We start from the raw sequence: 21,506 nt of genomic DNA, 5'->3' as shown, positions 1-21,506 counted from the left end.
CCCACCCCTGGGCCAGCCACCTCCTGGGCCGCCCGACAACCTCACCCGCCGACCTCTCGCCAACGACCCAGCGGCCTCACGCCGTGCGGCGCTCCGCGCCCGTGATGCCGCACAGCTCGTCGGCGGCGGCCCACAGCTCCTCCTCGCGCCGCTCGTCGTAGGACTCCGCCGACGACCGGACCACCTCGCCCCGGTCGACGTACGACCCGCTCGGGCCGGGCCGGGGCCCCGCCATCGCCTCCGCCAGCAACCGCCCCGCCTCCTCGGGCCCGGTGGCGACGGGCGTGGCGCGCAGGAGTCGCCCGACGCCCGCGAACACCGCCCGCGCCACCGGGTTCGCGTCGCGCGCCAGGCCCGTGCCCGGCACGAGGCCGGGGTTGTAGGTGTAGGCGTCCACGCCCTCCGGCAGCCGGCGCGCGAGCGCGTGCACGAGGTAGAGCACCCCGAGCTTGCTGGTGGCGTACGCGCGCCTGCCCTCCTTGCCGCCGCCGTCCGCCGGCCTGGCCAGCTCGTGCGGCGAGGTCCAGCGCGGCGGCGGGATCAGGCCCATGCTGTTGTGCGCCGAGTCGTGCACGTCGCTGCCCACCACCACGATCCGCGCCGGCGCGGCGAAATTCGGCAGCAGCAGGTTCAGCAGCAGGTGGTAGGCGAGCACGTTGACGCCGAAGGTCGCCTCGACGCCGTCGGCGGTGGTCTCGCGGGTGGACTGCATCTGGAGCCCGGCGTTGCCCAGGAACCCGCTCAGCGGCCGGTCCACCTCGGCGGCCGCGCGCCGGACGTCGGCGAAGGACGCCAGGTCGCAGGTGATCTCCGAGACGTTGCGGTTGCCGGTGCCCGCGGCCAGCTCGGCGGCCAGGCCGGGCCTGCGGTTGAGCACCAGCAGGTGGCGGTCGGGGTGGTGGCGCAGCAGGTGCTCGGCGGCGTGGCGGCCCAGGCCCCGGCTCGCTCCCGTCATCAGAATTGTGGACACGGTTCCTCCAGGTACCCGATTCTAAGTGGTACTGAGTACCATACCGAACGCCGTGCCGGCCCGTTATGCTGCCGCCGTGCCCGAACGCCCCCCGCTGCGCCAGCGCAAGCGCCAACGAGCGCGTGAGCAGATCGTGGAGGCGGCGTACGCCCTGTTCGCCGAGCGCGGGTTCGGCGACGTGACCGTGGCCGACATCGCCGAGCGCGCCGAGGTCGGGCGCACCACGTTCTTCCGCTACTTCGGCGACAAGCAGGAGGTCGCGTTCTCCGACGAGCAGCGGATCGTCGAGCGGCTCACCGAGCTGCACCGCGCGCTGCCACCGGTGGACGACCTGGCGGGCGCGCTCGCGCAGATCCGCGAGGTCGTGGTGCTGCTGTGCGGCGAGCTCGCCGCCGACGGGGAGCACTACCGCGCCCACGAGAGGCTCGTGCGGGAGAACCCCGAGCTGCGCGACCGCGCGGCGCGCAAGTTCCACCTCCTCTGCGAGGTGTTCCGGGACAACATGCTGGCTCGCGGCGCACCGCGCGAGGTGGCGGTGCTCGCGCCGCAGCTGGCCCTGGCGTGCTACCGCGCGGGGCAGGAGCTGTCGGACGGCGACCCGGCCGCGCTGACCGGCGCGGTGGACTCGGCGTTCGCACAGGTGAGCGAATCTTTCCGGTCCGAAGTGACCTGAACGCCGGGTTCCTGTCGGTCCCGTGGGCTAAGTTCCACCTGCCATGCGACTCATCGGACGTGACCACCCAGCCGGGGTGCTGCACGCCGAGGTCGACCGCGCCACCCGCAGCCACGGCGGGCTGGTGCTGGTCGCCGGCGAACCCGGGATCGGCAAGACCACCCTGGTGACCGGAGCGGCCGAGCAGGCGCGGCAACGGGGCGCGCTGGTGCTCGCCGGGTCGTGCTGGGACTCCGACAGCGCGCCGGGCTACTGGCCGTGGGTGCAGGTGGTGCGGGCGCTGCGCCGGGCCGCCACCGCCGAGGAGTGGGCCGCGGTCGACCGGGCGCCCCTGGCCGTGCTGCTCGGCGAGGCGCCCGTCGAGCAGCCGCCGGAGAACTTCCCGCTCTACGACGCGGTGACCACCGCGCTGGTCGCCGTGTCGCACCACCGACCGGTGGTGGTCGTGCTGGAGGACCTGCACTGGGCCGACCCGGCTTCGTTGAAGCTGCTGGAGTTCGCCGCCCGGCACACCTGGTTCGAGCGGCTGCTGCTGGTCGGCACCTACCGCGACGCCGAGGTGGACGCCGAGGAGCACCCCGCGCGCCCGCTGCTGACGCCGCTGCTCGGCCGCGCCACCACCCTCGCGCTGACCGGGCTCGACCCCTCCGGGGTCCGCGAGCTGATGACCCGCACGGCGGGCCGGGAGCCGGACCCGGAACTGGTCGCCGAGGTGCACCGGCGCACCGGCGGCAACCCGTTCTTCGTCGAGCAGACCGCCCGCCTCTGGCACGGCGACGGCCCGGTGACCGCGGTCGCGCCGGGCGTGCGGGACGCGGTGCGGCGGCGGCTGTCGCTGCTGCCCGACCCGGTCGGCGAGCTGCTGGCCGCGGCGGCCGTGCTGGGGCGCGAGTTCGACCGGCGGGTGCTGGCCGCGACCGCGGCCCCGCCGACACCCCGGGCCCTGCCGACGCCCGAGGCCCTGCCGACGCCCGGGGCCCTGCCAACACCTACGGCCCCGCCGACACCCGGGGTCGACCGGCTGCTGGAGCAGGCCGTGCGGGCGCGGCTGGTGCACGACGTGGGCGGCGGGCGGTTCGCCTTCGCCCACGACCTGGTGCGCGAGGCGCTGTACGACGCGCTGCCCGACGCGGGCGAGCGGCACGCCGCCGTGGTGCGGGCGCTGGAGGGCGACCTGGCCGAGCTGGTGCTGCCCGCGGACCTGGCCCGGCACGCGCACCTGGCGGGCGACCGGCTGCCCGCCGACCGCGCGGTCGACGTGATCGTGGCGGCGGCCCGGGACGCGGGCAGCCGGTTCGCGTTCGAGGAGGCGGTGGGCCACTACCGACGGGCGTTGGCGCGGGCGCGCGGTCCGCTCCGGCGGATAGCCGTGGCCGTCGAGCTGGGCGCCGAGCTGTGGCACGTGTCCGACCACGCCGTCGCGCACCGCGTCTTCGACGAGGCCGCCGACCTGGCCCGGTCGCTCGCCGACCCGGAGCCCCTGGCCCGCGTGGCGCTGGCCTGCTTCCGGTTCGGCGACCAGCGGGAGGCGAGCGAGCGGCTGCTGCGCGAGGCGTACGGCCGGTTCATCGGACCGCCGCCGGACGTGCCGGTGGAGGAGCTGGCCCGCCGGATGGGCGTGCGCGCCGCGGAGGTGGCCGCCGACGACACCGCGCTCGCCTCGGGCCTGTGGGTGGCGCACGACACCTCCGCCGGCATCGCCGACGCCGAGCAGCGGCTGGCGCTGACCGACGAGCTGATCACCGTGGCGCGCCGCAGCGGCGACCACAACGCCGAGCAGTTCGCGTCCTCGCTGCGCTGGGTGGCGCTGGTGGAGCTGGGCGACCCGCGCTACCTGGACCAGCTGCACGCGTTCGTGGCCCTGGCGGACCGGTTGGGCGCCACCAGGTACAGCTTCTCCTCCGCCATCGACCAGTCGATCATCTGCACCCTGCACGGCCGGTACGCCGAGGCCGAGGCGATGCTGGCCAAGGCCGTCGACCTGGGCGCGCGGGGCCACTCCTGGTTCGCGGTGATGTACCTGCACCTGCGGTGGGCGCTGCTGCTGCCGCAGGGCCGGTTCGCCGAGCTGGACGAGCTGACGGCGGAGTTGGCGGCGGAGTTGGCCGCCAGCACGCACCCGGCCGCCGGGCTGCTGCTCGGCCTCACGGCGCTGGAGCGCGGCGACGTCGAGGCGGCCCGCGTCCACCTGGACCCGCTGGACCCGTCCGCGCCGGACGAGCGGCACCGGCTGGCGCTGGGCTCGCTGCGGCTGCGGTTCCTGGCCCAGTTCGCCGCCGCCGCGGGTGACCGCGCACTGGCGGCGCGGGCGCGCGAGCTGCTGGCGCCGCACCGCGGCAAGTGGCTGGTGTCGCTGTACGGGTGCGACATCAGCGGCCCGGTCGACCTGTGGCTGGGCGTGGCGGACCTGGTGCTGGGCCGGTGCGACGAGGCCGTGGCGGAGCTGACCGCGGCGCGCCGGTCGGCCGAGCGGATGCGGGCCCGGCCGTGGGCCGAGCTGGCGGACCGTCACCTCGCCGCGGCGGCGCGCGTGCGGCACGGCGCGGCGCCCGGGGTCGTGCCGACCCTGGCGCGGCACGCCGACGCCGGACCGGCCGACGAGTTCCGCCGCGACGGCGAGGTGTGGGCGCTGTCGTTCGGCGGGGTGACGGTGCGGGTGCCGGACTCCAAGGGGCTGCGTGATTTACACGTGCTCCTCGGCAAACCCGGCGAGGCGGTGCCCGCGGCGGCGCTGCTCGCGCCGGACGCGGTGGCGTTCGCGCGGCTCGGCGGCGACCCGGTGCTCGACGACGAGGCCAAGGCCCGCTACCGGCGCCGCCTGGCGCTGCTGGACGAGGAGATCGACCGGGCGCCCGACGACGACCGGGCCGCCGCGCTCGACCGGGAGCGGGCGGCCCTGCTGGAGGAGCTGCGCGCCGCGGCCGGGCTGGCCGGGCGCACCAGGAGGCTCGGCGACGAGGCCGAGCGGGCGCGCAAGACCGTCACCGCCCGCATCCGCGACGCGCTGCGCAAGCTCGACGCGCGCCACCCCGGTCTCGCGGCCCACCTGCGGGAGACCGTCTCGACCGGGGCGACGTGCGTCTACTCAGGACGGGTTCACTTCTTGTTGTAGAGGCGCATGGTCAGCGAGCCGAACACCACGGTGAAGGCCACGCAGTAACCCAGCGTCCACAGCATCGCGTCGGCGTTGAACTCGCCCCCCATCAGCGCGCGCACCGCGTCGACCAGCTTGGTGATCGGGTTGACGTTGACGAACGCCTGGAGCCAACCGGGCATCGTGGTGGGCATGACGTAGACGTTGGACAGGAACGTCAGCGGGAACAGCACCAACATGCTCACGCCCATCACGGACTTCTCGCTGCGCATCAGCAGGCCGAACATGGTCCAGACCCAGGAGAACGCGAACGAGAAGGCGACCAGCAGCGCGACGCCGAGCACGACGCCGACGAACCCGCCGCCGGGCCGGAAGCCGAGGATCAGGCCGACGACCACGATCGTGGTGGAGGCGAGCACGTAGCGCAGCAGGTCGCCCAGGATGTAGCCGACCATCGGCGCGGGCCGCCAGATCGGCAGCGTCCGGAACCGGTCGAACACGCCCTTCTCGATGTCGGTGTTCACCGCGAGACCCGTGTACATGGTGATCATGACGACGCTGGTGACCGTGATGCCGGGCAGCAGGTACTGGATGTACTCGCCCGGCGAGCCGGCCAGCGCGCCGCCGAACAGGTACGTGAACATCAGGATCATCATGATCGGGAACGCGGTCACGTCGAACAGCTGCTCGGGCACGTGCTTGATCTTGAGCACGGCGCGCCAGCCGAACGTGAGCGACGCCGACAGCGCGGACGGCCGCGGCGGGCGCTCGGTCTCCAGCAGGACCGCGGCCAGGTCCTCGGTCTTGGGCGCGGACAGCGGTTCCGCGTCCTTGGTGACGGTCACGCCGCCGCCTCCTCGTTCTCGTTCTTGCTCTTCTTCTTGTCGGTCAGGGCGAGGAAGACCTCGTCCAGGCTGGGCTGGCCCAGGGAGAAGTTGTCCACGGTGATGCCCTCGCGGGCGAGCCGGGACAGCACCTCGGCGGCCTGCTCGGTGGCGTGGCCGGACAGCCGGGCGGTGAGCGCGAGCGGGTCGTGGTCGAGCAGCACCTCGGCGCCGAGCACGTCGGCCAGCACGCGCTGGGCCGACGGGCGCTGCTCGGCGTCGCGCAGGCGCAGGTGCACCGCGCCGACGCCCACCGACGCCTTCAGCTCGCCCTTGGTGCCCTCGGCGATGACCCGGCCGTGGTCGATCACCGCGATGCGGGAGGCGAGCTGGTCGGCCTCGTCGAGGTACTGGGTGGTGAGCAGCACGGTGGTGCCGTGGGCGACGACCGCCCGGACGATGTCCCACACCTGGTTGCGGCTGCGCGGGTCGAGGCCCGTGGTGGGCTCGTCCAGGAACAGCAGCTTCGGGGTGTTGAGGATGCTGGCCGCGATGTCCAGCCGGCGGCGCATGCCGCCCGAGTAGTGCTTGACCTGCTTGCCGGCCGCGTCGGTGAGGCCGAACGCCTCCAGCAGCCGCTCCGCGCGGCTGCGCGCGTGCGCCCGGCCGTGGCCGAGGAGCCTGGCGAGCATGACCAGGTTCTCGGTGCCGGTCAGGTCCTCGTCGACCGAGGCGTACTGGCCGGTGAGGCTGACCAGCGAGCGCACGGCGTTCGGGTCGGCGCGCACGTCGTGGCCGAAGACCCGGGCCTCTCCCCCGTCGGGCCGCAGCAACGTGGCCAGCATCCGCACCGTCGTGGTCTTGCCCGCCCCGTTGGGGCCGAGCAGGCCGTACACCGTCCCGGCGGGCACGGTCAGGTCGACGCCGTCCACCGCGCGGGTGTCGCCGAAAACCTTGACCAGGCCCGACGTTTCGATGGCGTTCATCTTGTCCTCTCCAGGATGTCACGGGGCCCAAGACCCCACCCCTCAGTCGCGAGTTCCCCGCTAGACCAGACCTAGCACCGCGTGTCCTCCACTCAGGCATCGCGTGTCCTCCACTCAAGCATCGCGAGTCGAACACTCAGGACCACCGTGTCGCACACTCAGGACCACCGAGTTCTACGTTCGGAAACGACGAACTCCACGTTCGCGCACACCGGGGGCGTGCGTGAACGTGGAGTTCGTGGTGTCCGAGTGGACGACACGCGATGTCCGAGTGGAGGACACGCGGGGGTTTTTAGATGCGGCAGGTGTCCAGGGAGCTGACCAGGATGGCGCGGGCGCCCACGCGCCACAGTTCGTCCATGATGAACGGGGCGTCGTCGCGCGGCACCAGCGAGCGGACCGCGACCCAGCCCTCGCGGGCCAGCGGCGAGACGGTGGGCGACTCGATGCCGGGCACCAGCTTGAACGCCTCCTCCTGCGCCTCCGCCGGGCAGTCGAAGTCGAGGATCACGTAGCGGCGGGCGATCAGCACGCCCTGGAGCCGCCGGTGCAGGATCTCCACCGCGCGCACCGACTCCGGCGTGTCGGCGACGGTGTCGCCCTGGATCAGCACGGCCTCCGACTTGAGGATCGGCGTGCCGAACGTCTCCAGGCCCGAGGTCTTCAGCGTGATGCCGGTCTCCACCACGTCGGCGATCGCGTCGGCCACGCCCAGCTCGACGGCCGTCTCCACCGCGCCGTCCAGCCGCACCAGGTGCGCCTTGATGTTCAGGTCGTCCAGGTGCTGCTCGACCAGGTTCGGGTAGCTGGTCGCGATCCGCTTGCCCTCCAGCCCCGCCGCGTCGTCGATGGTGCCGGGCTTGGACGCGAAGAAGAACTTCGCCCGCCCGAAGCCGAGCGGCAGGATTTCCTTGGCGGACACCGTCGAATCGAGCAGCAAGTCGCGGCCGGTGATACCGACGTCCAACGACCCCTCCCCGACGTACACCGCGATGTCCCGGGGCCGGAGGAAAAAGAACTGCACATCATTTGCCGGGTCCGCCACGATCAGCTCACGGCCGGACCTGTTCACCCGGTAGCCCGCTTCCGCCAGCATTTGCGCCGCGGGAGCACTCAACGAACCCTTGTTGGGCAGGGCGAAGCGAAGAGGAGCCATGGCGCGCAGTCTCCCACACCGGGCACCGCTTCCCCGTCCCGGGCACACCCCGTCGTCCCACGGTGTGGAAACCACGCGGTGTCGTGGCACGATCACCCGTTCGCGGCTCCCACCGGTTGAGCGGGGGTCACCCGGGCGCGCTTTCCGCGCCACCCCGGCCGATTCACCGGGCGACACACCCCGAAAAGCCACGAAACCCGACAGCACGCCCGATCGGAAATGTCCGAATTGCATTATCGCGTGATCGCGCGGGGCTATTCCACTACCCTGTGGCGATCACCCGATCGGGAGGTTCGCCCGTGCGCAGACCCGCGGTGCTCCTCGCCTACGCGGCGTTCGCGCTCATCGGCGCCGGCACCGGCGCGGGCGGCGTGCTGCTGGTCGAGCAGATCGGCGACTACGGCGTGGACCGGGCCACGATCGGCCTCACCTTCTTCACCGGCTCCGCGGGTTTCGTGGCCGCCGGCGCCAGTGCGGGCGCGCTGCTCCACCGGTTCGGCTACCGCGCCACGCTCGTCGCCGGCGGCTCGCTCTACGCCCTCACCGCCCTGGTCACGGCCGCGCGCCCGGCGTTCGCGGTGCTGGTGCTGCTCCAGCTGGCCGTCGGTTACGCCACGGGCCTGCTGGAGTCCGCCCTCAACGCCCAGCTCGCCGCCCTGCCCGGCGCCACCGGGCTGCTCAACCGCCTGCACGCGTTCTTCGGCGTCGGCGCCCTGCTCGGCCCCGTCCTGGCCACCCGGGTGCTGGCGCACGCGCCGTGGCCCGCGGTCTGGCTGGTCCTCGGCCTGGCGAGCGTGCCGCTGGTGGTGGGCTTCCTGCTGGCGCACCCGCGGTCGACGGCGCCGGGCGCGTCCCGGGAACGCGCCCCCGGCGGCCTGGCCACGACCGCGCTGCGGCAGCCGGGGGTGCTGCTGGGCGCGATCCTGCTGACCGTCTACGTAGGACTGGAGCTCGGTGTCGGCAACTGGGCGTTCAGCCACCTGGTCGACTCGCGCGGCCTGTCCGACCAGTTCGCCGGGTACGCGGTCGGCGGCTACTGGCTGGGGCTGACCCTGGGCCGCTTCCTGATCAGCCCGCTGGGCGCGAGGCTGGGGCTGACCGACACCGGCCTGATGACCACCTGCCTGGTCGGCGTCGCCGCGGCCGCGGTCGTCTGGTCGCTGCCCGGCGCCGCGGTGGTCGGCCTGGTGCTGCTGGGTTTCTTCCTCGGCCCGGTGTTCCCGACCACGATGGCGTTCGTGCCGAGGCTGACCACCGAACGGCTCGCGCCCGCCGCCATCGGCGTGGTGAACGCCGGTTCGGTGGTGGGCGGAGCCGCCCTGCCGTGGCTGGCCGGCGCGCTGGCGCAGGGCGCGGGCGCGTGGGCGCTCGTGCCGTTCGCGGCGGCGCTGGCCGTGGTCCAGCTGGTCGTCTGGTGGCCGCTCGCGACCCGTGCCCGTCGAGGGACCGGGTCGGCCCGGCGGTCGTGAGCACCGGGCCGGAGCCGGGTCAGTCGTTGGACCACCAGGTGGCTCGGGCGACGACGGAGAAGCCGAGCGAGTCGTAGAGCGGGCGGCCGGCCGCGGTGGCGGTCAGGGTCATCGGCACGGGGAACTCGTTGAGGACCGCGTGCACCAGGGCGCGGCCGACGCCGCGCGAGCGGTGCGCGGGCAGGGTGGCCACCCAGTACACGCCGCCGACGCCCTCGCCGACGACGGTCAGGCACGCGCCCGCGGGTTCGCCGGCGCGCCGGGCCAGGTGCAGGTGGAACCCGTCGGCGTCGAGGAGGCCGGCGGGCAGCGCCTGGCCGGGAGGGAAGCCGGACATCGGGAACCCGTCGACCACGACCCGCTCCGCCACCGCGAGCTCGGCCGCGGTGCGGACGCGCGTGACCTCGACGGCGGGAGCGGGCAGCGGTCCGGGCTCCCGGACCATGACCGGCAGGTGGCCGGCGGTCAGGCCGAGCGCGGTCAGGCCGAGCGCGGCGCCGTCGACGGCGCCGAAGGAGTCCTCCACCACCACCCGCGCCTCGGCCCGCCCGACCAGCGACCGGATCTCGTCGAGGTCGTCGGCCGCCGGGTCGGGCCGGCGCACCAGCACGCGCGACAGGCTCGGCCCGGTCATCGCCAGGAAACCGGGGCGGGTCACCAGCTCGTGGCCGCGGGTGCGGGCGAGCGCGGTGGTCAGCGCTTCGGCGTTGCGCACCGCGAGGTGGAGCGAGGCTGACATGATCGGCACCCTACGTGCGGCGCGGGCGGGCGGTCAGGCCTGTTTCCGCGGGGCGCGCCCTGCTCTGCTCGGCGGAGCCGGGCGGTCCGCGACACTGCCACCGGTCGCGGACCACACCCGGCACACCTCCGGCGAACGCCCGTCCTCAACCCCGCCGGCAACGCCCGCCCGCGGACGGCTCACCGCTCGGCCAACAACCGGTCGAACGGCACGAAGTCCATCGCGGGCTCGGCCGCGGGCGCGCGGCCGGCCACCAGGTCGGCCAGTTCGCCGCCCGCCCGCTCGATCCGCGCCGGCAACCCCTCCGCGCCCCAGTCCGACGACGCCGCGTACACACCGGTCGGCACGACGACCGCCCGCAGGTAGGCGAACAGGGGCCGGAGGGCGTGGTCGAGGACCAGGGAGTGCCGCTCGGTCCCGCCGGTCGCCCCGAGCAGCACCGGCTTGCCGGCCAGCGACTCCGGCTCCAGCACGTCGACGAACGACTTGAACAGCCCGCTGTAGGACGCGTTGAACGTCGGCGTCACCGCGATCAGCCCGTCGGCGCCGACGACGTCCTCCACCGCCGACCGCAGCCTCGGCCCGGGGAACCCGGTGACGAGGTTGTCGGCCACGTCCCGGGCCAGGTCGCGGAGGTGCACCGTGCGCACCTCCGCACCCGGCAGGCGGGCCGACACCGCGCCGGCCAGCCGACCGGCCAGCAGCTCGGTCGACGACGGCGAGCCGAGGCCCGCGTGCACCACCGCCAGCGTCGTCATCGCGCGTCCGCCTTCCCGGCGCGGGCCTCGACCAGCGAGGCGTGGGTGGGCGCGTCGGGCACGTCGGCGGGCCGCCCGATCGCGAACTCGCGGCGCAGCGCGGGCAGGATCTCGCCCAGCAGGTCCAGCTGCTCCAGCACGGTCTTCAGCGGCAGGCCGGCGTGGTCCATCAGGAACAGCTGCCGCTGGTAGTCGCCGAAGTGGTCGCGGAAGGTCAGGGTCTTCTCGACGACCTCCTGCGGGCTGCCGACGGTCAGCGGGGTCTGCTCGGTGAACTCCTCCAGCGACGGCCCGTGCCCGTACACCGGCGCGTTGTCGAAGTACGGCCGGAACTCGCGCACCGCGTCCTGCGAGTTGCGGCGCATGAACACCTGGCCGCCCAGGCCGACGATCGCCTGGTGCGCGGCGCCGTGCCCGTGGTGCTCGTAGCGCTCCCGGTAGAACGTGATCAGCCGCTGGAAGTGCTCCTTGGGCCAGAAGATGTGGTTGGCGAAGAAGCCGTCGCCGTAGTAGGCGGCCTGCTCGGCGATCTGCGGGCTGCGGATCGAGCCGTGCCACACGAACGGGGGCACGTCGTCGAGCGGGCGCGGTGTGGAGGTGAACGACTGGAGCGGCGTGCGGTGCTTGCCCTCCCAGTCCACGACGTCCTCCCGCCACAGCTTGTGCAGCAACGCGTAGTTCTCGATCGCGAGGTCGATGCCGTCGCGGATGTCGCGACCGAACCACGGGTACACGGGAGCGGTGTTCCCCCGGCCCATCATCAGGTCCACCCGGCCGTCGGCCAGGTGCTGGAGCATCGCGTAGTCCTCGGCGATCTTGACCGGGTCGTTGGTGGTGATGAGGGTGGTGGCGGTGGACAGGAGCAGCCGCTCGGTCCGGGCCGCGATCCAGCCGAGCATGGTGGTCGGCGAGGACGGCACGAACGGCCGGTTGTGGTGCTCGCCGGTCGCGAACACGTCGAGGCCGACCTCCTCGGCCTTGAGCGCGATCGTGACCATCGCCTTGATGCGCTCGGCCTCGGTCGGCGTCCGGCCCGTCGTGGGGTCGGGCGTCACGTCACCGACGGTGAAGACACCGAACTGCATGACCACTCCTCAAGTAGTTGCACTTTCAACTAACTTGCCCAACCGTACCCGACGCCCCGCTATTCCGTGCTTGCCGGGTGGCGTGGCCCACGCCAAGGTGGGAGACCAACGCGAGAACTGGGGGAGGCTGCGGTGGACGAGCTCGTCCGGCGGGCCGCCGCGATCGTCCCGGTGCTGCACGCCCGCGCCGACTGGGGCGAGCGGCACCGCCGCCTGCACGACGAGGCGCTGGAGGCCATGGCCGACGCGGGCGTGCTCCGCCTGCGCGCGCCCGCCGGGCACGGCGGCCACGAGGCCGACCTGGGCACGGTGCTGCGGGTGGTCGCCGAGCTGGCCCGCGGCGACGGGTCGGCGGCCTGGACGGCGGCGGTGTGGGCGGTCTCGACGTGGGTGGCCGGCCGGTTCCCCGACCACGTGCGGGAGGAGGTCTTCGCCAAACCCGACGCGCGGGTCACCGGCATCCTCAGCCCGACCGCGACCGCCGCGCCCGTGCCCGGCGGGGTGCTGGTCAACGGGCGGTGGGCGTTCACCACGGGCGCGCCGCAGTGCGACTGGACCACCAACGCCGCCCTGCTGGCGCCGCACCGGGAGCCGGTGGTGCTGGCCCTGCCGGTGGCCGACCTGGAGGTCGTGGACGACTGGCACACCACCGGCCTGCGCGCCACGGGCAGCGTGACCACGCTGGCCAGGGACGTGTTCGTGCCCGCGGACCGCGTCCTGCCGCTGACGCCGCTGCTGGAGGGCGACCCGACGCGGGCGGAGGCGCTGTTCCGCGCCCCTTACACGCCGGCCGCGTGCGCGACGGTCGGCGGCCCCGCGGTCGGCCTGGTCCGCGCGGCGCTCGGGCTCGCGACCGACGGTCCCCGCACCAGGGAGGCCGCGGTGCTCGCCGACGGCGCGGAGCTGCACGCGAACCGCGCCGCCTCGGTGGTCGACGCGAAGGCGACCGCCCGCGGCACGTGGACGCCCAAGGAGCGGGCGTGGGTGCGGCAGGACCTGATCGAGGCGTGCCTGCGGGCCAAGGACGCGGTCGACGTGCTGACGGGCGACGACCCGGTGCTGCACCGCGTCCGGCGGGACGTGCACGCGCTGAGCCTGCACGCCGTGCTGCACCCCAACGCCAACCTGGAGCGGTACGCGCAGGTCTTCGTCGGCGGACCGGACGGGGGCTGACCGGGGTCGGCCGACGCCGCGCCGGGCGGGCAGCTAGTCGAGGTGGAGGAACAGGTCCGCCCGGCTGCCCTCCGGCGACTTCCTCGGCACGTCCTCGCCCAGGAGCCGGGTGCGCAGCTCGGTCCACCGCCGGAACAGCGCGGGGTCGAGCCGCCCGTCCGCGTAGGCCCAGTCCATGATGAGGTGCAGGTCCTCGCGCCGGCGCCCGTAGAAAGCGGGGTCCTGCCACTGCGGCACCTCCAGGAGGACGGCCGGGTGGAAGTAGACCACCGCCAGCACGGTCTCCACGCTCACCCTGAACGGCTCCGGGTACCGGGCCAGGCTCTGGGCCACCTTGGTGATGAACTCCCTGGGCAGCTCCTTCACGCGCACCCGCAACAACAGGGACAGCGCGCCGCCCACCTCCTCGACGTCCCCGTCGCGGACGCCCCGGGGCGGGTCCTCGACGACCGACGTCGACACCTCCCAGGCCGACACCAGGGCCGGCACGATCCACCTGAGCGCCTCCCCGGCCCAGTTCGAACCCTGTTCGAGGAAGACGTGCCCGTCGACCAACCCCAGGCCCCAGCGGACCCGCGAGGCGTGCACCGGGTCGGCGCCGACGCGGGCCAACCAGTACTCCTCCATCCCCGCCGGCGAGGGGTGCGGGGGTGTCCGCGTCGGGCGCAGGGTGGTCGCGTCGACGGCGCTCAACGAGAACAGCAGGGCCTGCCAGCTGTCGGGGTCGAGGCCGGAGCGCCACAGGAACAGGGCGGACCGCCAGTTCGCCAGCGCCTCCTCCCGGTCGTCGCCGAAGGGGCCGACCAGGCTGAAACCGGTGTCCTGGGCGCCGCACCAGATCGCCAGCGTGGTCAGGTTCGCCGAGTACACCGCCGCCTGGCGGATGAAGTCCACGGGTGTCGGCCGGTAGCCGTCGTACCGGTTGGAGCGCCGCCGCCCCCGGTGGGACCGGAGGAGTTGTTCCAGGGCGCGCCGGACGTCCCGCAGTTCGCCGGCGGGCGCGGTGGTGAGGATCTCCACCGCGAACTGGGCGATCGAGGGGCGGGCGGCCCAGACCTGGTGGCAGAGCAGCGCGAACAGCATCTCGTCGTCCAGCGGGCGGTCGCCGTAACGACCGCCGTACGCCGCGTCCGCCAGCGCGGCCAGCTCGCCCACCACGTGCCGGGCGACCAGGTACTCCCCGAACGTGGAGTGCAGGAACTCGTAGGACCGCTCCTTGCCCCTGAGCACCGCCTCCGGCGCGTGGACGAAGAAGAACTCGCCCAGCAGGCGCGTCCCCGCGTCGTCGGGCAGGTCGCAGCCACCGGCGAGCGCGGCGAGGTCCGCGCGCAGCTCGACCTCCCGCACGTGCTGGACGCCCCGGTTGAACATCGCCAGCGCCGCGACCGACAGGCGGAACACCTGGTCGACCACCCGGCGCTCCACCTCGTCGTCGGGCAGCCGGGCGCCGGCGCGCTTGCGCACCTCGCGCCGCGCGAAGTTGTCGAAGATCCTCTCGTACAGCGCCGACGTCGACAGGCCGGCGTCGAGCTTGGGCGACCGGGGATCGGCCGCGTAGAGCGCGAGCATGAGCAGCAGCAACGGCTGGCGGGCCAGGTGGCGCAGGTGGAGCGCCTCGTCCGCGGTCAACGCGCGCACCGCGCCGACCCGGACCATCATCGCGTTGGTGGTCGACCACTCCTCCAGCCAGGCGCCGACCTGGTCGTCGGTGAACTCCTCCAGCTTGACGACCGGCGAGCCCTCCGGGATGTCGACGCGATCGGAGACGACCGTCCGCGACGTGACGACCACGGCGACCGGGCGGTTCTGCTCCTCCTCGATGCGCTGGAACTCCATGACCTCCTGGAGGTAGCCGCTGCGGCCGAAGGCGGCGGCCTGGAGCAGCTCGTCGAGGCCGTCGAGCAGGACGACCAGCACGGTGTCCACCCCGTGGTCGGTGACGGCCTGCCACTGCACCCGGTTGTTCGTGGCCTGGTCCAAGGCCTGCTGGACCTGGTCGATGATCGGCGCGCCGGCCGCCACGTTGCGCAGCGGCACCCGCACCACCGTGTACTCCTCGGGCGGCAGGCGGGCCGCGAGCACCTTGGTGAGGATCGACTTGCCGGCGCCGGGGTGGCCGAGGACCAGCATCGGCGCCCTGGTGGCGTCGGCGGACGTCAGGTACGCGGCCAGCATCACCTCCAGGTCCCGCGAGACCTCGTGCTCCGACCACCAGTCCTCGTCGGAGGGCCGCGACTCCCTGCCGTGCGCCGCGATCCGGTAGTGCGGTGTGAGGAACGCCCGCTCGATGGTCGGGAACGTGACCTCGGTGTCGTAGCGCTCGGCGTCGCCGGGCACGATCGGCTGGTCCAGCACGCCGGTGTTCACCCTGTGCAGTCCCTCGCGGTGGCGGTCGACGCCCGTTCCGCGTTCGGACACCAGCGACAGCAGGGCCATGACCTGCGACAGCGCCTGCCCCTGGTCGTCCAGCGCGGTCCGCAGGTCCGCGTCCAGGACGTCGATCCGGCGCCGCGAGGCGGCGTGCTCCCCGAGCACGGCCCAGAACACGAACTCCGGCGCCTTCTCGGCCAACCGCAGGTAGTGCGACTCGTAGCGGCCGAGGACCTGCCCGCGGAAGTCGTCGCCGAAGTGCACGGTGAGCCCGCGCTCGACGTCCAGGCCGCCGATGAAGAGGTACAGCCGGTGGGCCATGACGACGAGCCACTCGGCGATGCGCTCCAGGTTCTCGTGGAAGCCGCACGAGGGTGACGGCGCGGGGACCTCCGAGCGGTACAGGTCCTCGTAGAACTGGTGCGCCGTGCGCTTGCTCCGGCCGGTGACGAGGAACCGCCGCTCCTCCTCGGTGATGGCCAGCTCGCGCACCGCCTTGCCCAGCGTCTCGTCCAGCACCTCGAAGAACGCCGCCGCGACGAGGGCGGTGTGCGCGGCCAGGACCGCTTCCCGGCGCTCCAGCCCCCGCACCCCGGCCAACCGGTCCGACAACCCGCCGACGAGCCCGGTCAGCAACCTGACGGCCTCGTTCTTCTGGTCGACCCAGCCCCACAGCGCGACCGGCAGCACCACGCCCGTCCCGGCGGCCAGGATCGCCCCGCCCAACGCCTTGTCGATCTTCGCGACCACCTCGGAGTCGTGCTTGCCGAGGATGCGCAGGGCGCCCGAGAAGGTCAGGGCGGGCTTTCGGTGCACCCGGAAGACCTTAGGCCCACCACGAAAATCGCCGACGGCGCCTCGCCGACCGGCCCCGCACCACCTCGTCTTCGGCACCGGCCACCGCGCAGCACCGCGGCTTCACCGGCCGTGGAAGGCGTCGAACAGGTCGGTCGGCGGCGGTGTGCGCTGCGTCAGCACGATCTCCACATCACCGGTCGCCGGGTAGCAGGAGAACGACGTGCCCAAACCGCCCGACCAGCCGAAACGGTCGCGTTCCACGGCCAGGCCGAAGCCCCAGCCCGCCTCGCCCAGGAAGATCGGCACGTGCGGCGAGGCCGCCCGCAGCTCCGGGGTCAGGTGATCGGTGGTCATGGCCCGCAACGACGCCGCCGACAGCAGGCCACCGCCCACCAGCGCCCGGGCGAACCGCGCGTAGTCGTCCACCGTCGACACCAGGCCGCCGGCCGCGTCGGGGAAGGCCGGCTCGCGCGACCACTGGCTGTCCGCCGGGTCGTCGAAGACCGAGCCGTCGTCGGCGTAGCACGGCGGCAGCCGGTGCAACTCCTCCGGCGGCACGCTGAAGCCGGTGTCCACCATGCCCAGCGGCTCGAAGACCCGTTCCCGCAGCACCGCGCCCAGCGGCCGGCCGCCGGCCCGCGCCACCAGCACGCCCAGCACGGCGAAGCCCGCGTCGTACATCCACCGCTCGCCCGGCGGGCGCATCGGCGGCACGGACGCGAACCGGCGCAGCCACTCGTCCGGCCCGTGCGGGCTCGCGGGCTTGGGCGGCCCCAGCGCCAGGCCGAGCGCGACCGCCCGGTCCCACTCCGGCGACGGCTCGAACGCGAGCCCGAAACCCAGTCGCAGCGTGAGCAGGTGCCGCGCGGTGATCCCGCGGCCCGCCAACTCCGGCAGCAGCCGGTCCACCGGCTCGTCCAGGTCCAGCGCGCCCTCTTCCGCCAGCAGCACCGCGGCGGCGGCCGTGATCGGCTTGGTCATCGAGGCGATGCGGAACAGGGTGTCGCGGCGCATCGGTTCGACGCCGCCGAACGCGGTCGTGCCCACGGCGACCACGCGCCGCCCCACCAGCGCCACCGCACCCGGCACGACCTCGGAGTACCGCTCGAAGACCTCTTCCACGCCCATGAGACGCCCGGGACCGGCGGGAGTCATCGCTCCGGCTCGGTCCACTGCGCCGTCGCGGTGGCCACCAGCACGTCACCCGGCCCGTAGATCGACGTCACCGTGGCCGCCACCGGGCCGACCCGCTGCACCTGGCGCGCCACCACCACGTGCCGCTCGCCCAGGACCGGCGGCGACACCAGGTCGGCCGCCATCCTGGTCAGCGTCATCGGCTCGTCCGTCGCCCAGCTCGCCGGGCAGTCCAGCGCCGCCCACAGCACCTCCGGCGAGGTCTCCACCGGCGTCCACGTGCACGCCACCGCGTTCTCGCCCACCAACCCCGGCGACAGCAGCAACCCGTCCAGGCGGTCGTGGCCGCACGCGAAGCACGTCGGCGACGGGTGCGCGTCGAAACCCGCGTAGGCCTCCGCCGCCCGCTCCGCCTCCAGCAGCCCCACGGGCGGCGCCACCGGCACCGGGTCGGGGCTCGCCACCATCGTGGCCACCACCTGCTCGCCGAACACCAGCACCGCCTGGTCCGCGCTGACCTCCAGGTGCATCGGCTGCTCCACCGGCACCGGCAGCAGCAGCGAGACCACCGGCGTGCCGTCGACCGGCCCCACCGACGACGCCAGGACACCGCACGTGTAACCACCGTGCGCGGTGTCCGGCGCGCCGCTGAAGCGCGCCGGGACCACCACTCCGCTCTCCGCGATCACACCCTCAACAGTGCCCGGGAACGGGCCCGGTCAACCCCGTTCCACCAGATGGCCCACCACGTCCGGACCCGGGTGGGCGTGCCCGGAACCGTCCCGCCGCTCGTCGACCGCCGGCAGCTCCACCGGCGAACCGTTCTCCGCCGCGCCCGCGGGCCTCGGCCCGACCCACGCCAGCGCCAGCGCGTCCTCGCCCTTCAGGAACCGCTGCGCCCGCACACCGCCGGTCGCCCGGCCCTTCGCCGGGTACGCCGAGAACGGCGTCACCTTCACGCTCTGCCCCGTCGACGTCACGACCATCGGCTCGCCGTGCTCGTCGTCGTCCGTGCGCACCGCGCCGAAGAACACCACCCGCGCGCCCGACGTCAGGTTGATGCCCGACATGCCGCCGCCCTTCAGGCCCTGCGGCCGGACCAGCGACACCGGGTAGCGCAGCAGCGAGGCGTCCGACGACACGAACACCAACGACTCGTCGGCGCCGCCCAACCACGTCGCGCCGACCACCTCGTCGCCCTCCTTGAGGGTGATCACCTCGAACTCGTCCGACCGCACCGGCCACTCCGGCGAGCAGACCTTCACCGTGCCCAGCCGCGTGCCCAGCGCCAGCCCCGGCGACCCGCCCGGGTTCAGCGGCGCGATCCCGACCACCCGCTCGCCCGCCACCAGGTCGACCAGCTCACCGGCCGCCATGCCGCCGCTCAACGACACCGTGCCGCTCTGCTCCGGCAGCACCGGCAGCGGCAGCACGTCCGTCTTGAACGCCCGACCCCGGTTCGTCACCAGCAGCACCTGACCGCGCGCGGTCGTGTGCACCACCGCCGCCACCGCGTCGTGCCGGACCCGGCCGCTGCGCTTCCGCGCCTCCGTCGCCTCCTCCGACTCGGCCGCCGTGCGCGCCACCAGGCCCGTCGCCGACAGCACCACCTGGCACGGGTCGTCCGCCACCTCCAGCGGCCCGGCCGGCCTCGACGCCGCCAGGACCTCCTTCAGGTCGCCGTCCAGCAGCACCGTCCGCCGCTCCCGACCCAGGTCCTTGGCCACCCGGCCCAGCTCGGAGGACACCACCCGGCGCAGCACCCGCTCGTCGTCCAGGATCTTGCTCAGCTCCGCGATCTCACCGCGCAGCTTCTCCTGCTCCGCCTCCAGCTCCAGCGCGTCGTAGCGGGTCAACCGGCGCAACGGCGTGTCCAGGATGTAGGTCGCCTGCACCTCCGACAGCGCGAACCGCTTCACCAGGCCGTCCTTGGCCTCCGCCGCGTTCTCGCTGCCCCGGATCAGCCGGATCACCTTGTCGATGTCCAGCAGCGCCTTCAACAGGCCCTCGACCAGGTGCAACCGCTCCTCGCGCCGGCGCCGCCGGTACCGGGTCCGCCGCGTCACCACCTCGTACCGGTGCCGGAGGAACACCTCCAGCAGCGCCTTCAGCCCCAGCGTCCGAGGTTGGCCCTCCACCAGCACCAGGTTGTTGATGCCGAACGACTGCTCCATCGGCGTGAGCCGGTACAGGTCAGCCAGCAGCGCCTGCGGGTTCACGCCGACCTTGCACTCGATGACCACCCGGACGCCGTTCTCCCGGTCGGTCAGGTCCTTCACGTCCGCGATGCCGGTCAGCCGCTTCGACTTCGTCACCTCGTCGGTGATCTTCTCGATGATCTTCTCCGGGCCCACCCCGTACGGCAGCTCGGTGATCGTGATCGCCTGCCGGCCCCGGCTGCCCTCCAGCGGCCCGGTCTCCACCCTGGCGCGCATCCGCACCACGCCGCGCCCGGTCTCGTAGGCCTTGCGCACCTCGTCCAGCCCCAGCAGCACCCCGCCCGTGGGCAGGTCCGGGCCCGGCACGAACCCCATCAGCTCGTCCAACGACGCGTCCGGGTGCGTCACCAGGTGCCGCGCGGCCGCCACGACCTCGCCCAGGTTGTGCGGGATCATGTTCGTCGCCATGCCGACCGCGATCCCCGACGTGCCGTTGACCAGCAGGTTCGGGAAAGCCGCGGGCAGCACCGACGGCTCTTCCAGCGACCCGTCGTAGTTGGGCCGGAAGTCGACCGTCTCCTCGCCCAGCTCCCCGACCAGCAACATCGCGGCGGGCGACATGCGCGCTTCCGTGTAACGCGACGCGGCCGGGCCGTCGTCCGGGCTGCCGAAGTTGCCGTGCCCGTCGACGAGCGGCGTGTTCAGCGAGAAGTCCTGGGCCAACCGCACCATGGCGTCGTAGATGGCGGTGTCGCCGTGCGGGTGGTACTTGCCCATGCAGTTGTGCACCACGAGCCCGCTCACCACGAACGCGTGCTCCTCGGTGTCGACCTGGATGTCGTACGTCGTGTCCGGGGCGACCGGCTCCACCGACTCGACGGTCAGGAACGCCATCCCCCCGGTGTCGCGGGACCGGTCGTCCACGCCGTGGGCGGCGGACGGCTCCTCGACGACCTGCCGCAGGCCGTCCTGCTTGTGGCCGACCTTCGACCAGGGCAGCAGGGCCCGCGCCAGCACCGCCGCGTCGCGGCCCGACACCGACAGGCCCTGCCGGTCGCCCGAGCCCTGCACGTCGCCGCGCCGCCGGGACCAGTGGTAGCCGTGGATGCCGCAGTCGGCGAGCATCGCGCGCACCTGCTCGACCAGCCGCCGGCTCGTGGCGGCGAAGGCGATGTCCCCGCTCGTCCCGCGCACGTCGCCGGCGCCGTCGAACAGGCCCGCCAGGAAGGGCGCCCAGGTCGACCTGTCGCCCAGCACGCCCGCGGGGACCTGCCTGGCGTCGCCGGGCGGTGCGGCGACCTCCGACAGGTCGTCGTGCGGGGCGAACGTGAGGATGTGCTGGTCGCGGTGCCCCGGCCCCTCCGCCTCGCGCTTGCCGCGCGACACCGTCACGCCGTTCACGATCGCCCAGCCGTGCGCCACGTCGAGGGGCTCCACGTCGCACGTGCGGAGCCGGACCCGGCCGTTGGCCTCCCCCGCCGCGGCGAACCCCTCGGCGACCAGGAGCCCGAGCACGTAGGGGTGGAGGTCCCGCCCGGCGTCGAGGAGCTCCGCGTGGCGCGCCGAGCCGAACCCGGCGGTCCGCTTGCCGGCCAGGTCGCGGGCGTCGGTCCACTCGACCGCCAGGTCGTCACCGACCGTGCGGAACCGCTGGCCGGGCGTCACGAGCATGGTCCCGCCGTGGGACCAGGTGACCCTGACCAGCTCCGACACCGGGTTCTCGTACACGGCGCAGACGGCGACCGGCTCACCACCGCCGTCCAGGACCAGGTCGCCCACCTCGACCTCCTCGATCGGGCGCAGCCCGGCCGGGGTCGAGACCAGGGCGCCGCGCACGAAGCAGTCACCGACCACGCGCGACGACTTCACGTAGGGGCTCGTCGGCCGGTGGCCCTGCTCGTTCATCGAGAACAGGATCCGCCGGTGCACCGGCTTCAGGCCGTCCCGCGCGTCGGGCAGGGCGCGGGAGTGGATGACCGAGTACGCGTACTCCAGGTACGAGTCCTCGATCTCGGTGGTCAGCGAGTTGTCGAAGACCTGGGCGCCCGCGCGGTCGAAGGCGGACGGGTCGACCCGGGTGACGGGGGTCTTGCGGCGTGCCATGGCTGGGCGTTCCCT

The 21,506-nt window shown here is 73.7% G+C and carries 15 protein-coding genes; 4 read left to right on the top strand and 11 right to left on the bottom strand.

The window, feature by feature from the left end:
• Positions 1-76: 76 nt before the first annotated feature.
• A complete protein-coding gene (locus ABD223_RS22895) occupies positions 77-955 on the bottom strand; it encodes an SDR family NAD(P)-dependent oxidoreductase (protein WP_344038442.1) in 879 nt (292 codons plus the stop codon).
• A 91-nt stretch (positions 956-1,046) separates the two neighbouring features.
• Here ABD223_RS22895 and ABD223_RS22890 point away from each other — a divergent pair, with 91 nt between their 5' ends.
• Both ABD223_RS22890 and ABD223_RS22885 read left to right on the top strand, forming a co-directional pair.
• A complete protein-coding gene (locus ABD223_RS22890) occupies positions 1,047-1,643 on the top strand; it encodes a TetR/AcrR family transcriptional regulator (RefSeq protein ID WP_344038441.1) in 597 nt (198 codons plus the stop codon).
• 43 nt (positions 1,644-1,686) lie between these two features.
• Positions 1,687-4,755 carry an ATP-binding protein gene (locus ABD223_RS22885; RefSeq protein ID WP_344038440.1) on the top strand — a complete coding sequence of 1,023 codons (3,069 nt, stop codon included), beginning with the start codon at positions 1,687-1,689 and terminating at the stop codon, positions 4,753-4,755.
• On the opposite strand, the gene ABD223_RS22880 is transcribed toward ABD223_RS22885, so the two are convergent.
• The 3 genes from ABD223_RS22880 to hisG all read right to left on the bottom strand — a co-directional run bounded on the left by ABD223_RS22880 (position 4,740) and on the right by hisG (position 7,703).
• Entirely contained in the window at positions 4,740-5,582 is an 843-nt protein-coding gene (locus tag ABD223_RS22880) for an ABC transporter permease (RefSeq protein ID WP_380645804.1), read from the bottom strand. The two genes, ABD223_RS22885 and ABD223_RS22880, sit on opposite strands and share 16 nt — an antisense overlap.
• Positions 5,579-6,547, bottom strand: a complete 969-nt coding sequence (locus tag ABD223_RS22875) for an ATP-binding cassette domain-containing protein (protein ID WP_344038439.1) — start codon at positions 6,545-6,547, stop codon at positions 5,579-5,581. The genes ABD223_RS22880 and ABD223_RS22875 overlap by 4 nt, the downstream gene beginning before the upstream one ends.
• A gap of 292 nt (positions 6,548-6,839) precedes the next feature.
• Positions 6,840-7,703: an ATP phosphoribosyltransferase gene (gene hisG, locus ABD223_RS22870; RefSeq protein ID WP_344038438.1), complete on the bottom strand. Its 864-nt coding sequence runs from the start codon at positions 7,701-7,703 to the stop codon at positions 6,840-6,842.
• Positions 7,704-8,002: 299 nt separating this feature from the next.
• Here hisG and ABD223_RS22865 point away from each other — a divergent pair, with 299 nt between their 5' ends.
• Entirely contained in the window at positions 8,003-9,172 is a 1,170-nt protein-coding gene (locus ABD223_RS22865) for an MFS transporter (RefSeq protein WP_344038437.1), read from the top strand.
• Positions 9,173-9,191: 19 nt separating this feature from the next.
• On the opposite strand, the gene ABD223_RS22860 is transcribed toward ABD223_RS22865, so the two are convergent.
• The 3 genes from ABD223_RS22860 to ABD223_RS22850 all read right to left on the bottom strand — a co-directional run bounded on the left by ABD223_RS22860 (position 9,192) and on the right by ABD223_RS22850 (position 11,754).
• Positions 9,192-9,911, bottom strand: coding sequence for a GNAT family N-acetyltransferase (locus tag ABD223_RS22860; RefSeq protein WP_344038436.1), 720 nt, complete (start codon positions 9,909-9,911; stop codon positions 9,192-9,194).
• A 179-nt stretch (positions 9,912-10,090) separates the two neighbouring features.
• Positions 10,091-10,669 (bottom strand): FMN reductase, encoded by a 579-nt coding sequence (locus ABD223_RS22855; protein ID WP_344038435.1) that lies wholly within the window; start codon positions 10,667-10,669, stop codon positions 10,091-10,093.
• Positions 10,666-11,754, bottom strand: coding sequence for an LLM class flavin-dependent oxidoreductase (locus ABD223_RS22850; RefSeq protein WP_344038434.1), 1,089 nt, complete (start codon positions 11,752-11,754; stop codon positions 10,666-10,668). Before ABD223_RS22850 ends, ABD223_RS22855 begins: the two co-directional genes overlap by 4 nt.
• A gap of 132 nt (positions 11,755-11,886) precedes the next feature.
• Here ABD223_RS22850 and ABD223_RS22845 point away from each other — a divergent pair, with 132 nt between their 5' ends.
• Positions 11,887-12,927, top strand: coding sequence for an acyl-CoA dehydrogenase family protein (locus ABD223_RS22845; protein WP_344038433.1), 1,041 nt, complete (start codon positions 11,887-11,889; stop codon positions 12,925-12,927).
• Between the two features lie 33 nt (positions 12,928-12,960).
• Here the strand turns inward: ABD223_RS22845 and ABD223_RS22840 are convergent, their stop codons facing one another.
• The 4 genes from ABD223_RS22840 to ABD223_RS22825 all read right to left on the bottom strand — a co-directional run bounded on the left by ABD223_RS22840 (position 12,961) and on the right by ABD223_RS22825 (position 21,491).
• Entirely contained in the window at positions 12,961-16,113 is a 3,153-nt protein-coding gene (locus ABD223_RS22840) for an NACHT domain-containing protein (protein ID WP_344038432.1), read from the bottom strand.
• Positions 16,114-16,215: 102 nt separating this feature from the next.
• Positions 16,216-17,223 carry a serine hydrolase domain-containing protein gene (locus ABD223_RS22835; RefSeq protein ID WP_344038431.1) on the bottom strand — a complete coding sequence of 336 codons (1,008 nt, stop codon included), beginning with the start codon at positions 17,221-17,223 and terminating at the stop codon, positions 16,216-16,218.
• Between the two features lie 23 nt (positions 17,224-17,246).
• Positions 17,247-17,918: a hypothetical protein gene (locus tag ABD223_RS22830; protein ID WP_344038429.1), complete on the bottom strand. Its 672-nt coding sequence runs from the start codon at positions 17,916-17,918 to the stop codon at positions 17,247-17,249.
• Between the two features lie 30 nt (positions 17,919-17,948).
• Complete coding sequence (locus ABD223_RS22825; protein WP_344038428.1) at positions 17,949-21,491, bottom strand: DNA topoisomerase (ATP-hydrolyzing); 3,543 nt, start codon at positions 21,489-21,491, stop codon at positions 17,949-17,951.
• Positions 21,492-21,506 lie beyond the last annotated feature (15 nt).

Origin of the sequence: Saccharothrix xinjiangensis (assembly GCF_039527585.1) — a bacterium.
Lineage (GTDB): Bacteria > Actinomycetota > Actinomycetes > Mycobacteriales > Pseudonocardiaceae > Actinosynnema > Actinosynnema xinjiangensis.
Note: the sequence above shows the minus strand (reverse complement) of the source record. Positions and strands in the feature narration are given on the sequence as shown.

What these genes read in the sequence shown, in the direction of transcription:
- ABD223_RS22895 (WP_344038442.1), bottom strand. Translation starts at nt 955, where the DNA reads ATGACGGGAGCGAGCCGGGGCCTGGGCCGCCACGCCGCCGAGCACCTG.
- ABD223_RS22885 (WP_344038440.1), top strand. Translation starts at nt 1,687, where the DNA reads ATGCGACTCATCGGACGTGACCACCCAGCCGGGGTGCTGCACGCCGAG.
- ABD223_RS22875 (WP_344038439.1), bottom strand. Translation starts at nt 6,547, where the DNA reads ATGAACGCCATCGAAACGTCGGGCCTGGTCAAGGTTTTCGGCGACACC.
- hisG (WP_344038438.1), bottom strand. Translation starts at nt 7,703, where the DNA reads ATGGCTCCTCTTCGCTTCGCCCTGCCCAACAAGGGTTCGTTGAGTGCT.
- ABD223_RS22860 (WP_344038436.1), bottom strand. Translation starts at nt 9,911, where the DNA reads ATGTCAGCCTCGCTCCACCTCGCGGTGCGCAACGCCGAAGCGCTGACC.
- ABD223_RS22855 (WP_344038435.1), bottom strand. Translation starts at nt 10,669, where the DNA reads ATGACGACGCTGGCGGTGGTGCACGCGGGCCTCGGCTCGCCGTCGTCG.
- ABD223_RS22850 (WP_344038434.1), bottom strand. Translation starts at nt 11,754, where the DNA reads ATGCAGTTCGGTGTCTTCACCGTCGGTGACGTGACGCCCGACCCCACG.
- ABD223_RS22835 (WP_344038431.1), bottom strand. Translation starts at nt 17,223, where the DNA reads ATGGGCGTGGAAGAGGTCTTCGAGCGGTACTCCGAGGTCGTGCCGGGT.
- ABD223_RS22825 (WP_344038428.1), bottom strand. Translation starts at nt 21,491, where the DNA reads ATGGCACGCCGCAAGACCCCCGTCACCCGGGTCGACCCGTCCGCCTTC.